The 13,138-nt window shown below is 65.5% G+C and carries 14 protein-coding genes; 4 read left to right on the plus strand and 10 right to left on the minus strand.

Annotated features, from left to right (window positions below; all coding sequences use genetic code 11):
* On the plus strand, positions 1-205 hold a 205-nt coding region (locus E3T50_RS16470; RefSeq protein ID WP_206751313.1), incomplete at its 5' end, for a hypothetical protein.
* A 40-nt stretch (positions 206-245) separates the two neighbouring features.
* Here the strand turns inward: E3T50_RS16470 and menD are convergent.
* The gene (menD, locus tag E3T50_RS06075; RefSeq protein ID WP_134551061.1) at positions 246-1,964 is read right to left on the minus strand and encodes a 2-succinyl-5-enolpyruvyl-6-hydroxy-3-cyclohexene-1-carboxylic-acid synthase; all 1,719 of its coding nucleotides are present in this window, start codon (positions 1,962-1,964) and stop codon (positions 246-248) included.
* On the minus strand, positions 1,957-2,418 hold the full coding sequence (locus E3T50_RS06080) for a PLD nuclease N-terminal domain-containing protein (RefSeq protein WP_134462034.1): 462 nt from the start codon (positions 2,416-2,418) through the stop codon (positions 1,957-1,959). The genes menD and E3T50_RS06080 overlap by 8 nt, the downstream gene beginning before the upstream one ends.
* 72 nt (positions 2,419-2,490) lie before the next feature.
* Between E3T50_RS06080 and E3T50_RS06085 the strand changes: the two genes are divergently transcribed.
* On the plus strand, positions 2,491-2,862 hold the full coding sequence (locus E3T50_RS06085; RefSeq protein ID WP_134551062.1) for a DUF4229 domain-containing protein: 372 nt from the start codon (positions 2,491-2,493) through the stop codon (positions 2,860-2,862).
* On the opposite strand, the gene E3T50_RS06090 is transcribed toward E3T50_RS06085, so the two are convergent.
* The 3 genes from E3T50_RS06090 to E3T50_RS06100 are packed head-to-tail and all read right to left on the minus strand — an operon-like array spanning position 2,836 to position 5,964.
* Entirely contained in the window at positions 2,836-3,828 is a 993-nt protein-coding gene (locus E3T50_RS06090) for a 1,4-dihydroxy-2-naphthoate polyprenyltransferase (protein ID WP_420898720.1), read from the minus strand. The two genes, E3T50_RS06085 and E3T50_RS06090, sit on opposite strands and share 27 nt — an antisense overlap.
* A 51-nt stretch (positions 3,829-3,879) precedes the next feature.
* Positions 3,880-5,037, minus strand: a complete 1,158-nt coding sequence (locus E3T50_RS06095; RefSeq protein WP_241990791.1) for an AMP-binding protein — start codon at positions 5,035-5,037, stop codon at positions 3,880-3,882.
* A gap of 15 nt (positions 5,038-5,052) precedes the next feature.
* Positions 5,053-5,964 (minus strand): 1,4-dihydroxy-2-naphthoyl-CoA synthase, encoded by a 912-nt coding sequence (locus tag E3T50_RS06100; protein ID WP_134551063.1) that lies wholly within the window; start codon positions 5,962-5,964, stop codon positions 5,053-5,055.
* A gap of 221 nt (positions 5,965-6,185) precedes the next feature.
* Here E3T50_RS06100 and E3T50_RS06105 point away from each other — a divergent pair, with 221 nt between their 5' ends.
* Positions 6,186-7,169, plus strand: coding sequence for a sigma-70 family RNA polymerase sigma factor (locus E3T50_RS06105; RefSeq protein WP_134462043.1), 984 nt, complete (start codon positions 6,186-6,188; stop codon positions 7,167-7,169).
* Between the two features lie 167 nt (positions 7,170-7,336).
* Entirely contained in the window at positions 7,337-8,320 is a 984-nt protein-coding gene (locus E3T50_RS06110; protein WP_134551064.1) for an o-succinylbenzoate synthase, read from the plus strand.
* A gap of 14 nt (positions 8,321-8,334) precedes the next feature.
* Here E3T50_RS06110 and ccsB read toward each other — a convergent pair whose 3' ends face one another.
* The 5 genes from ccsB to E3T50_RS06135 form a co-directional block, all read right to left on the minus strand.
* Positions 8,335-9,336, minus strand: a complete 1,002-nt coding sequence (gene ccsB, locus E3T50_RS06115; RefSeq protein WP_134551094.1) for a c-type cytochrome biogenesis protein CcsB — start codon at positions 9,334-9,336, stop codon at positions 8,335-8,337.
* Positions 9,337-9,405: 69 nt separating this feature from the next.
* Positions 9,406-11,082 carry a cytochrome c biogenesis protein ResB gene (resB, locus tag E3T50_RS06120; protein ID WP_134551065.1) on the minus strand — a complete coding sequence of 559 codons (1,677 nt, stop codon included), beginning with the start codon at positions 11,080-11,082 and terminating at the stop codon, positions 9,406-9,408.
* Entirely contained in the window at positions 11,066-11,827 is a 762-nt protein-coding gene (locus E3T50_RS06125) for a cytochrome c biogenesis CcdA family protein (RefSeq protein ID WP_134551066.1), read from the minus strand. The genes resB and E3T50_RS06125 overlap by 17 nt, the downstream gene beginning before the upstream one ends.
* Complete coding sequence (locus E3T50_RS06130) at positions 11,824-12,450, minus strand: TlpA family protein disulfide reductase (protein ID WP_134551067.1); 627 nt, start codon at positions 12,448-12,450, stop codon at positions 11,824-11,826. Before E3T50_RS06130 ends, E3T50_RS06125 begins: the two co-directional genes overlap by 4 nt.
* Positions 12,447-13,091: a histidine phosphatase family protein gene (locus E3T50_RS06135; RefSeq protein ID WP_134551068.1), complete on the minus strand. Its 645-nt coding sequence runs from the start codon at positions 13,089-13,091 to the stop codon at positions 12,447-12,449. Before E3T50_RS06135 ends, E3T50_RS06130 begins: the two co-directional genes overlap by 4 nt.
* Between the last annotated feature and the right edge of the window lie 47 nt (positions 13,092-13,138).

Below are 13,138 nucleotides of genomic sequence, written 5' to 3' on the forward strand. Positions count from 1 at the left end.
CATCGACACCGCCGGATGGAAAATCCGCATGGTCCGAGGAAGACCCCAGATACAAGGACCACTCATCTGGGACCCCACCCAAACCTGGCGACCAGCCCGCACCCACCGCGCCAACACCAACACCAGCACCAGCACCAGCACCAGCACCAGCACCAGCACCAGCCGGCCTGAACCGCCCCTGGCGCACCTAGGCTCCGTGGGGTGAGTCTGTGCGAATGGCGCTGCAGAAGATCGCCTCGGCTCAGCTACCGAACGAGCGGAACCTCGAGAATCATGGGACGGCTTGGTGCGCCGGTGAGTGCCCGTTCGAGGTCACTGCGGGTGGCGGCCAGGCTGTAGTCCCAGCCATAGGCGGCGGCGAGCGCCTGGAGATCGACGCTGCGCGGGGTGTAAAGCACCCGCTCCAGCGCGTCGGCCGGAGCCGTCGCCGCTACTTCGAGGCCGTCGAAGATACTGCCACCACCGTCGACCCCGACGATGACCTGCACCCGGGGTTGTGGCTCACCGGGAGCGAGCAGCAGCGAACCGACGTCATGCAGAAAGGTGAGGTCACCCATCAGAACCCGGGTGACACCCACCGAACGCGGCTCGGGTTCGGCCTGACTAGCCAGGGCCACACCGACCGCGGTGGCGATAGTGCCGTCGATGCCGGCCAGCCCGCGGTTGGCCAGCACGGTGATCTTCTTACCGGGCACGCGTTTATCGGCCTCACGAATGAGCCGGGAGGCGCCGAGCACGAGGCGGTCGTGCGGCCATGACGCCCGCCACACAGCGTCGACGAGCAGTGCCCGGGTCAGCGGCGCGCGCAGCACGGCCAGCTCGGCGCGGGTGATGCCGCGCTTGTCGATCGGCGCCCGACCTTCGTCGGCCACCGCTTCGGCGAGAGTGCGGCTGGTCATCACCCAACGGTTCAGCCACCCTCGACCGGCCGGGGCGCGCGCTGCCGAAATAGCTGCCGCATCCGCTTCGACCGATCGGGTAAAACCGCGTGCGGAGCGGCCCGGGTTGTACCATTCGAGTCCGGTCGGGGCGACAATGATGGTCTCGACACCGTCTCGGGCGATGAGGGCCGGAATCTCACGGCTCAGGGTGGGGTGGCCGAACACGATCACCCGTTCTACCTGGCCGCCGAGATCTTCGGCACCAAGCAGTTCGCGGTAGTGCACGATCAGGTTCGGGCCGAACCGGGCGCCGCTGGACACTTCGGCCAGCAGCGGCCAGCCTCCCGCGTAGGCCAGCGCTTCGGCTGCGGGCCCGGCACCGTCACCGGCTACGACGACCGTGAGCGGTCCCGGCGCGAGCAGCATGGCTGGCCCGTCAGCTGACGCGCCGGGTGCAGGCGTGGGGACGACGCCGCAATTGGGTGTCGAAAATGACAAATCCGAAGGTAGCGCAGCCGACAGGGGCTCGCGAAATGCCAGGTTGAGTTGCGCCGGGCCGGGAGCGGTGGTGAAAACGCCGGTTGCGGCGTTCATCGCCTGCCCGGCCAGCGCCGCGGCGATTCCGGCCTCGTCGGGTTCGCCGACCGGCGCCGGAACGTCGAGGCACAGCCGGGTGGCCACACCGAACAGGCCAGACTGTACGGTGGTCTGATTCGAGCGAATGCCACGAAGTTCACTCGGACGGTCGGCCGTCAACAAAATCATGGGCACCCCGGCGTGGTGCGCTTCAAGAACGGCCGGGTGCAGGTTTGCCACGGCGGTTCCCGAAGTCACCACGACGAGCGCCGGCAAACCGGTTTCGAGGGCGAGGCCAACGCTGAGAAAACCGGCGCTTCGTTCGTCGGTGCGCACGTGCAGGCGGATACTGCCGGCCCGTTCCAGCTCAGCCGCCGCCAGAGCGAGGGCCTGCGAGCGTGCTCCAGGGCAGAGCACCAGGTCACGCACACCGAGCTCGACGAATTCGTTGAGAAGGGAGATGCTGAAATTGGTCGCCGGGCTGGTGCTGGAAACCGGCTCAGGCATCCCGACGGCCAGGCTGCTCGCCCTCGCCCGGATCCTTCTTTGGGTCGACGCCGGCGGTGCCGGTAGTACCGCCGGCGTCCGGTGTCGGATCATTCTTATCCAGGTCCGCGAGGTCCTGCTCCATGCGACGGATGCGTTCTTGTTGATCTTTCGCGTTGAACGGCCGGTTCTCGCCACTGTCGGTCTTGACACTGCCGCCACCAAGACCGCGCAAGAAGTCGAGGTCGTCGTCGGGGGCGACCGATCGAAACGACCGGGTAGTGGGGGTAGCACGGCCATGGCCGACGAGCAACCATAGTAACGGGCCGATCAGTGGCACCAGCACGATGACAAAAATCCAGACCCAGCGCGGCAACCCGCGAATGCGTTTGCGGTCGAACACGGCACAGTCCACGACGGAGTAGACGGTGAGGATGACAAGAGCCAGTCCTAGTCCGATCAAGAGCTTGGGCATATGCATATTGTAGGTCGCTTGACCGTGAGAGACATGTGCGGATCCTCAGCCACGGCATTCTAAGCTAGATGCATGAAATTCGTGGCCCCCTGGCTGTACTACTCCGTGTTGCGCGTGCTGATGTTTGCCATCCCGCTGGCGATTTTGCTTTCCCTGGGATTCTGGCCGTGGGCAGCCGCAGTGATCGCTGCCCTGCTCGGGCTGTGCTTGTCGTATCTCTTGCTGGGCAAGTCCCGCGAGAGTGTTGCCCGCGATCTCTACAAGGCGCGTCACCCCGACAAGGAGCCGATAAACCCGGATTCCGAGATCGAGGATACGGCACTTGATGCTGTTGACAAACAGAGCGCTGTTGACAGGCAGAGCGCTGTTGACAGGCCCAGCGCGGTTGAACAGAGCAGCTCAGCGGACGAGACCAGCTCAGAACGCAAAAGCGATTCCCAGTAGCAGCCCGTAGGCCAGAGCCGCGAGGCTCGTCAGTTTGAGGGCGAGGATGAGTTCCTTCGCCGAGGTCGCCGTGATCGTGATGAGGCAGGCCGGCAGGGCCAGCAGCAGCACGAAGAACGTGAAGATTGCCAGCGGATAGACCAGGCTGAACGCACCGGCGATCACGAACGGCAGCAGCAGGAAGACGCAGAAGACGACCCGAGACGCCGTGCTGCCGATGCGCACAGCGAGGGTGCGCTTACCGGCGGCCTTATCCGGCACGATGTCGCGCAAATTGTTGACCATGAGCACGGCGCAGGAGATCAGTCCGATGGCCACGCCGCCGAGCACGCTCTCGGTCGTGAATTCGCCCACTTGAACGTAGGTCGTGCCGGCGGTCGCTACGAGACCGAAGAAGACGAACACAAACACTTCGCCGAGGCCGAGATAGCCGTAGGGCTTCTTGCCGCCGGTGTAGAACCAGGCTGCGGCCAGGGCCAGAACGCCGACGAGCAGCAGCCACCAGTACTGGGTCAGAATGACGAGCGTCAGACCGGCCACGGTGGCGAGACCGAAGAAGACGAGGGCGACGCGCAGCACCGTGCGCGGGTTGGCAACGCCGCCGCCGGTGAGCCGGGCCGGCCCAACACGAAAGGCGTCGGTGCCTCGGATGCCATCGGAGTAGTCATTGGCGTAGTTGACACCGACCTGCAGGAACAGTGCCGCGGCGAGCGCGAGCAGGGCGCGTACCGGGTGGTAGACACCGGGGCCGCTCGCGACGATGGCGGCGCCGGTGCCCAGCAGCACGGGAGCGATCGCGAGGGGCAGAGTCCGAAGGCGTGCGCCCGACACCCAGTCTGCGGCCGTGGCCGGCTTGATCTTGGCCGGTCCTTTGCGGGGCGGTCCGTTCTTGAAGGCCGGATGACCCGATTTGCCGCTGGCCTTCGCACCGGCATCAGTCCCAGCCAGCTTCGCTGCGGGGTTCAATCGTTGTTGTTTGGGCCTTGACGGCCGAGCTCCTTGTGCCACGCCCCCATGCTACTGGCCTGCCGTGTTCGAATTTGAAAGCAGCGCGGCGAGTGCGCGCCGGTCCGGCTTACCCGAGGCCAGCACCGGCAACTCCGCGACCCGCACGATGCGCGCAGGCCTGGCCGCGCGCCCGAGCATCGCCGCAACGGATGCCAGCAGGTCCGCCTCCACCCCGTGTTCCCCGGCAACCACCACCACCGGCACCTGCCCCCACTCCTCGTCTGCGCCACCGACCACGACGGCCTGCTCGAACCCAGCAGACAGGCGCACGATGCCTTCGACGGCATCGAGTGACACCTTCTCCCCGCCCGAGATGATCACGTTGTCGGCGCGGCCCAACACCGTGACCCGCGCGCTCACCGGGTCGAACTCACCGAAGTCCCCGGTGCGATACCAGCGCACACCGTGTTCCACCAGGAAGCGGTCGGTGGTGCGCGCGACATCGTCGAGGTAACCCTCGGCGAGCACGGAACCCGACAGCTCGAGTTGGCCGTCGACGACGCGAACGAGAGTGTCACCGATCGGAACACCGTTGTAGACGCATCCGCCCGCCGTCTCCGACGACCCGTACGTGCGCACTACCCGCACGTCCAGTTCGGCTGCCCGCGCAATGAGGTCGGGACGGATTGCCTGCCCGCCGACCAAAATGGCGGTGAAGCGACGCAGCACGGCCAACAGCGCCGGGTCATCCGCTGCGTCGAGCACACGGGCCAGCTGCACCGGGACCAGCGCGGTATAGCGCAGCGGCTCAGTCATGGTCTCGGCCAGCCGCCGAAAATTCTGCGGGTCGAAATGTCCCGGCGGCAGCGCGACGGGGGTGGTTTCGGCGGCAATGGAACGCACGAGCACCTGCACCCCGGCGATGTAGTGCACTGGCAGGGCGAGCAACCACTGTCCGGCCCCACCGAGGGCGACGGCGGAGGCCGCGGCGCTTGCCAGCAGGGCGTTGGTGGTGAGCATGACACGCTTGGGTGCACCGGTCGACCCGGAGGTTTCGATCACAACGGCGATCCGCTGCGGCACGTCACCGAGGCGTGCCGGCGCGTCAGCTGCTGCGACGCCATCGGGCACCGGCAGCACGGCCGGCCCGCTGCCGGCGAGCGCATCCCGCAGCACGGGAAGAAAGTCGAGGGGATGCTCCGGCTTGAGCGCCCGCAACGGCCTCACGAATCGCCGTTCATCTCAGTACTGCCAGGGGTACGGTGACCAGTCGGGTTCGCGTTTCTCCAGGAAGGAGTCGCGGCCCTCGACGGCCTCGTCGGTGCCATAGGCCAGGCGAGTCGCCTCGCCGGCGAACACCTGCTGGCCGACCAATCCGTCGTCGACGGCGTTGAAGGCGAATTTCAGCATGCGAATGGCGGTGGGCGACTTGGTCAGAATCTCGCGCGCCCAGTCCAACGCGACCGCCTCGAGCTCGGCGTGCGGCACCACCGCGTTGATTGCACCCATCTCGAGGGCGCGCTCTGCCGAATACTCCCGTGCCAGAAAGAACACCTCCCTGGCGGCTTTCTGGCCGACCTGGCGGGCGAAGTAGGCGCTGCCGTAGCCCGCGTCGAACGAGCCGACGTCGGCATCCGTCTGTTTGAACTTGCCGTGCTCGGCGCTGGCGATGCTCAGGTCGCAGACGACGTGCAGCGAGTGTCCGCCACCGGCAGCCCAGCCAGGAATGACGGCGATGACGACCTTCGGCATGAAACGGATGAGTCGCTGCACTTCCAGAATGTGCAGCCGTCCGCCGCGCCCCCGGTCGATACCCGACGCCGTCTCACCGTCGGCGTATTTGTAGCCGTCACGGCCACGAATGCGCTGGTCGCCTCCGGAGCAGAACGCCCAGCCTCCGTCTTTGGCGCTCGGGCCGTTGCCGGTGAGCAGAACCACACCGATCTTCGAATTGGTGCGTGCGTCTTCGAGGGCGGAGAACAATTCGTCGACCGTGCGGGGCCGAAAGGCATTGCGCACCTCGGGCCGGTCGAACGCGATGCGGGCGATTCGGCCACTCACGTCGTGGTGATAGGTGAGATCGGCGAGGTCTTCAAAACCCGCAACGGCCTTCCACTGGCTCGCATCGAAGATTTCGGATACCTGTTCGCTCATGGTGTCAGCCTACGCGGAGCGAGCGACCGCTTTTCGGTCTCGCAAACTCGTGATGTCAGGGGTTGAAATGTCGAAATAACCTCAGCTACGCTGTGTCAAACGACAAAGTCAACCCCTTGTCATCCACTCCCTTCGGGGGTGAACCTTTGACTTGGAAAGTACGGGGAGGTGGCCATGAACGTCACAAACAGCATCAGCAGTCATTTCGGGGGCAGGCAGTCATGACGACCACTACTCAGCCGCACCGCACCGCAACGGCAGCAGCTCGCCGCACCGCGCCACCGAGCACCTACAGCGCCGCGTCCACGGATGCCTTCGGTGACTACCTGCGCCGCATTGGCAAGGGGACCCTGCTCAATGCCGAGCAGGAGGTGGATCTGGCTCGCCGCATCGAGGTGGGGCTCTTCGCTGAGGCGCGGCTCCTGCGTGAGGATGGTGCCAGCGCGCGCGATTCGGCCGACGGGCGCGAGCTGGCCTGGCTCATGCATGACGGGCGCCGGGCCAAGAACCAGTTCATCGAGGCCAACCTGCGCCTGGTGGTGAGCATCGCCAAGCACTACTCCGGTCGGGGGGTGCCCATCATGGACCTCGTGCAGGACGGCAATATGGGACTCGTTCGCGCCGTCGAGAAGTACGACTTCATGACCGGCTACAAATTCTCCACCTACGCCACCTGGTGGATTCGGCAAGCTATCCATCGCGGCATGGCCGATAAGTCGCGCATGATTCGCATTCCGGTGCACACCGCCGAAAAGCTCAACAAAATCAAGCGTATCCGGCGCGATCTGACCAGTGTGCTCGACCGCGATCCGACGGCGCGCGAAATCGGCGAAGCCGCCCAGCTTCCCGTGCGGGACGTTCTGCGGCTGCTGCAATACGACAACGAGCCGATTTCGCTGCATACTCCGGTTGGTGATGGCGCCGGCGACATGGCGGAACTCATCATCGACGATGACCTTCCCCAGCCCGACGAACACGCCACGCTGACGCTGCGGGCCGCGGACATCCGTTTTTTTCTTGACACCCTGCCACCTCGGGAACGCTCTATTTTGCGAGCACGGTTCGGCCTCGACGGCAACGAACCCCGCACCCTCGACCAGATCGCACACATCGAAGGCGTGACCCGAGAGCGCGTACGGCAAATAGAGAAGCGAGCGCTGGCCTTGCTGCACGTGCCGCGGCTGGAGCACTACCTGCGCGACTGACCAGTTGGCCCCAAGTCACGATGCAAAGCTGCCCGTGTCCGGCCTGGCCGTACTCATGGTCGTCGTCAATCCGAACGGTGTCGACCGCGATCGCGACGAGCTCCACGCGCACGATGAGGGGCATCGTTCTGGCCGTCTACCCAGCCGGAGGCTGACACACTGGGACCATGATGCCCTCACTGGATGAGTTAGTCGGATCCGCGCACGTCGTCTCCCTGAAGCTGTTCGACCGGTTTCGCGGGTTGGACAGCCGAGAAGCGCTGCTGCTGGAAGGTCCAGAAGGCTGGACCGAGTTCTCGCCCTTCGCCGAGTACGACGATGCCGAAGCCGCAAACTGGCTGCGGGCCGCGATCGACTTTGGCTGGCAGAGCACGCCGCACGTACTCCGCACGAGCATTCCGGTCAACGCAACCGTGCCCGCCGTGCCCGCGGAGAAGGTGAGGGAGGTGCTTGCGCGCTTCCCCGGCTGCCGCACCGCCAAGGTGAAGGTAGCCGGCGGCAACCAGACGCTGGCCGACGACGTCGCCCGAGTCGCTGAGGTGCGCCGTCTGCTTGGCCCGGAAGGGCGCATCCGAATCGATGCGAATGGCCTCTGGAACGTTGACGAAGCGGAACACGCCATTCATGCCCTGAGCGCTTTCGATCTCGAGTACGTCGAACAGCCCTGCATGACCGTGCCGGAACTCGCCGAGATTCGCCACCGCACAACCTACCTGAGCGTGCCGATCGCCGCCGACGAGAGTGTGCGCAAGAGCGGAGACCCGCTCGCCGTTGCCCGCGCCGGTGCCGCCGACATTCTGGTGATCAAGGCTCAGCCGCTCGGTGGCATTCGCGCGGCGTTGTCGATCATCGGCCAGACCGGGCTGCCGGTTGTGGTCTCCAGCGCGCTCGACACGTCGATCGGGCTGTCCATGGGGGCGCACCTGGCGGCATCCGTTCCCGGACTGTACTTCGACTGCGGCCTCGGCACCGCCTCGCTGCTCGCCGAGGATGTCACGGGCGCGCCGCTGCTGCCGGTCGACGGTGCTATTCCGGTACGCCGGGTCGTGCCGGATACGGCCCTGCTCGACCAGCACGCGGCCAGCCCCGAACGTCGCGACTGGTGGCTCGCTCGTCTCGCGCGTACGCACGCGCTCGTCGCCGCCGAGTAGCCGCGATTACCGGGTTACAGACCCGAGTAAGCGTGCAGGCCCTTGAAGAACACGTTGACGATGCCGAAGTTGAACATCACCGCGGAAAAACCGATGATCGAGAGCCAAGCCGAGCGTGATCCGCGCCAGCCGCGGGTAGCGCGGGCGTGGATGTAGCCGGCATAAATGACCCAGATGATGAAGGTCCACACCTCTTTGGTGTCCCAACCCCAGTAGCGACCCCAGGCCTGTTCGGCCCAGATCGAGCCGGCCATGAGGGTGAAGGTCCACAGGATGAAGCCGATGATGTTGATGCGGTACGACAGGTTCTCCAATGTCGCCGACGACGGCAGCGTGGCCAGAAAGCGCAGACGCAGAGCGGATGCCACGGCCGAGCGGGGCGCGGCGGCCGCCTCGAGCGCACTGTTTTCCCGCCGGAACTGCAACAACTGTACCGCCGAGAGCGCGAAGCCGAGCGCGAACATTCCGGTGGCCAGTGACGCCACGAAGACGTGGATGACCAGCCAGGCTGACTGCAGCGCCGGCGGAAGCGGGGCAACCTCCACGTAGAACTGCAGGGCAGCCACCCCGAGCAGTACGAGTACGAGGCCGGTGACGAAGGTGCCGAGGAACCGCAGGTCGGAACGCACCAGCACGATCAGGAACACCGTCATGATGAGCAGGGTGCCGGTCATGGCGAATTCGTACATGTTCGCCCACGGCACCCGGTCGGCCGCGAAGCCGCGCATGATGGTCGCCGCGAGGTGCAGCGCCCAGGCCAGGACGGTGAGTGCGACTCCCACGCGCAGGCTCGACGAACGGCCATACGGTAGCGCTGCGTCGTTGTCCATGCGGGCGCTGATGCGGGACAGCACGGGTCGCTTCAGGGTGACGGTACTGCCGGCGGATGCGGTAAACCCGGCCGGGGAGGCAGCGTCCGTTTCGATCAGTTCGGCCGCTTCGATCGCGCCGACGGCGCTGGAACGACGGGCGAGGTCGACCGCGAAGGCGATGAAGGCGAGGGCGTAGACGGCCATCGCCGAGTACAGCGCGTAGAGCGAGTATGAGTTGAGCAGTGCGGAGTCAGTCAGATTCACGATGTAAGCCTAAATCGATTCGGGGTGCGCGACGACGGGTTGGTGGGTTTTCAACAGTTTGAGGTGACGGTCAGCCACAGTCGTGACGGCGGCTTCGAGTGCCGGGTCGTCGCCGCGGGCCAGGCCTGCGTATTCGAGGTGCACGGTTCCGTCGATTCGGGTTGTTGCCTTCACCCACACTCGACGACGTGGCACGAGCAGCCCGGTGAACAGGCCGAACAAGACGAGCAGGGAGAAGGAGATCAACCAGATCTGCGTCGGGTCGTGGTGGATGTCAAAGCTTGCGAAGCGCGGAACCGACTGGGTGAAATCGCCGGCCGCCGATGCGGTCGGATTGTTGTCGACGAAGCTGACGGTGCCGAGGTCACCGGGCAGCGCGGCCGATTCTCCCGGCTTGAGCTCGATTGAGGCAACATCGGTCTTGCCGCCGGTCTGCTGCGTCAGGGTGTCGGTGTCGAGGGCATAAACGGATGTCGGCACGCCGGCATTGAGACCGAGGTCACCGGTGTACACGTTCAGGGTGAGCAGCGGGTATTCGAGGTCGGGGTAGCTGGAGAAGTTCGCGCCGGAGGCCGCTTTGTCCTGGGTGGGATAGAAGAAGCCGATCATGCCGAGCTGTTCGGCCAGTCCGTCGGGTACTTTCACGATGCCGAGCGAGGTGAGGTTGGCGTCCTGCGGCAAGAATGGCACCGAGTCTGAAAAGACGACGGTACCGTCGGGGGCCGTCACCTGAATGGTCGGTGCGTACCCGTTTCCAAGCAGGTAGATGCTCGTGCCGTTGGTGCGTAGCGGTCCGTTGACCTTGACGGCGCTGGGCTCAGCCGCCTCACCCTTGGGCGTGACGGTCACGTCGGCGGTGAAGTCGATCGGCTGGCCGTAGGCCTGCAGATTCCGTTGTTCGTAGGAGACCGAGAAGTCATCAAGGCTCAGCGTGTACGGGTCGAGCGTGCTGTCGTCGAAGAACCGTCCCGGGTTGAAGGAGTCGTAGGCGAGCAGCGTGTTCACGAAGGTCTGCCCTTCGACGAGCACTCGCTGGCCGCTGAAGCCATAGCCGCCACCAAATCCGACGGTCACCAGAATGCCCACGAGCGCAGCGTGAAAGACGAGGTTGCCGGTCTCCCGCAGGTAGCCGCGCTCGGCCGAAACGGATGACTCGGTATCGGAATCAAAGCGAGCGACGCGGTAGCCGCTGGATTTCAGGACGGTGCGGGCGTGCGTGATGGCGTCGCGGGCATCCGTGTGCGCCGGCGCGTCTTGCGTGGTGAAACCGGACAGGCGTCCAAGGCGGGCCGGCGTGGTCGGCGGTTTGGCACGCAGGGCCTGGAAGTGGTGTTTGGTGCGCGGAATGACGCAGCCGATGAGCGAGATGAACAGCAGCAGATAGATCGACGAGAACCAGGCCGAGGTGTAGACGTCGAAGGCCTGCAGTTTGTCGAGAATCGGCGCCAGGTCGGGGTTGTCGGTGAAGTACTGGGTGACCCCGTTCGGATCGCTCGTGCGTTGCGGCACGAGCGAGCCCGGAATGGACGCGATGGCGAGCATGAGCAGCAGAAAGAGGGCGGTGCGCATGCTCGTGAGCTGACGCCAGAACCAGCGCAGCCAGCCGGTCAGGCCGAGCTTGGGCTGCACGACACCGGCCTGCGGCGCCTGCGGGCGGGAATCGTAGTGGTCAGATGGCCGGGACAAAGCTGCCAATCACTCCTTGCAAATCGAGGAGCCAGGTGTTCCAGATGCCACTCACCATGAGTACTCCGATGACGACGAGCAGAACGCCGCCGAACAGGTTGATAGCACGAATATGCCGTTTGAGGAATGCGACCGATCCGGTGGCCCAGTTGAACCCCAGTGCGATCAACAGGAACGGAATGCCGAGGCCGAGGGAGTAGAACAGGGCAAGCAGTCCGCCCTGCCAGGGCGAACCGGTGCCGAGACTGAGCGAGTTGATGGCGGTGAGGGTGGGCCCGGTGCACGGCGTCCAACCGACGGCGAACACCGCCCCGAGCAGGGGGGCCCCGGCCAGGCCCATCTTGGGGCGCCAGTTGGTCTTGATCGTGCGTTGCATCGCACCGAACTGGCCGATGAAGACCAGGCCCAGCAGGATGACCACGACGCCGGCGATGCGCGTGATCAGGTCTCGGTACGAGTTGAGCCAGAATCCGGCCGCGCCAAAGACGACACCGGTGAGCACGAACACCACGGTGAAGCCGAGCACGAACAGCCCGACCCCGGCCAGGAGCCGGTTGCGACCGCGACGGTCCCGCTTAGCAGCGCCGGTGCGTCCGTCGGTGAATCCACCGATGTAGGCGAGGTAGCCGGGAACAAGCGGCAGAATGCACGGGGACGCGAACGACACCAGTCCGGCGAGGAGCGCGATGGGAATGGCGAAGAGTAGCTGACCACTGAAGACGATCTCTCCGAACGGATTGTTCACTCGGTCGTGCCACTCTCCGCGATGGTGTCCCGAATCAGGGTTTCCAGAATGGACGGCGACGTGACCTGGCCCAGAATGCGCGCAGCAACCCTGCCCTCGGCGTCGAGCACGAGGGTCGTGGGCACCGCGTTCGGCGGGATGCTGCCGCTGAAGGCGAGCTGCATGGCTCCGGTATCGACGTCGAGTACGGAGGGGTAGGTCACGCTGTAGGTCTCGTTGAATGCGATGGCGTTGGGGGCCTGGTCACGCACATTGACACCGAGAAAACTCGCGCCCTTGTTTTCAAACTGCGCGTTGAGGCCCTGCAGGTCGGCTGCCTCGGCGCGGCACGGTGCGCAGCTCGCGTACCAGAAATTGACGACCAGGACTTCGCCTTGCGTGTCGGCGCTCGTGACCGGCTCGCCCGTCTCTGTCACGCCCGAGAACTCGATAGCCTCACCGCGGTCGGCGAGGGCGATCTCGGTGACGCTGCCGTCGCCGGCGATGAAACCCTTGTTTGAGCCTTCCCGGTACTGATCCGCGAGCGGGTCGGCGGAGCAGCCCGAGAGCAACAGCGCACCGGCGGCCAGCCCGGCCAGCAGCGGGGCGAGGCGGCGGCGGCGGTTCACGCGGCGGCCATTCATACGGCACCCACATCGTTGCTCGGGTCGAGAAGGGCTAGTGCCGGGCTGGCGTAGCCGGTTTCGGCAAAGTGGTCGCCGTGCCAGGAGAGGGTGGTGATGCTCGACAGGTCGCAGCGGCGTTTGCGCGGGTCGTGCGCGAGCTGTTCGTGGGCGAGGGAGCGGTGCACCATCCAAATCGGCAGCTGGTGGCTGACCAACACGACGTCACCCTCATCGACCGAGTTCCAGGCGTCGTCAATCGCCGCGAGCATGCGTGCGGAAATGGCGCGGAACGGTTCGCCCCAGCTCGGCTTCAAGGGGTTGATCAGGGCCGGCCAGTTGCGGGGGTCGCGCAGTGCGCCGTCGGGACCGCGCATCCGCTTGCCTTCGAAGGCGTTGGTCGGTTCGATGATGCGTTCATCGGTGTCGATGGACAACGCGAAGGCTGCAGCGATCGGGCCGGCTGATTCCTGCGCACGTTGCAGCGGCGACGCGATGACACGCGTGACCGGGCGGCCGCGCTCGACCAGTTCGGTGGCGGCGGCAGCAGCCATGACCACGCCTCGTTCGGAAAGTCGATAGTTCGGCAGCCGTCCGTAGAGCACGCGTTCGGGGTTGAAAACCTCACCGTGACGCACGAGATGCACTTGACTGGCTACCACCTACTTATTCTACGGAAGACCCAACCTAGAAACCGCCGTGAGAGCGC

The sequence above is a fragment of the Cryobacterium gelidum genome (assembly GCF_004403985.1).
In the GTDB taxonomy this organism is placed as follows: Bacteria; Actinomycetota; Actinomycetes; order Actinomycetales; family Microbacteriaceae; genus Cryobacterium; species Cryobacterium gelidum.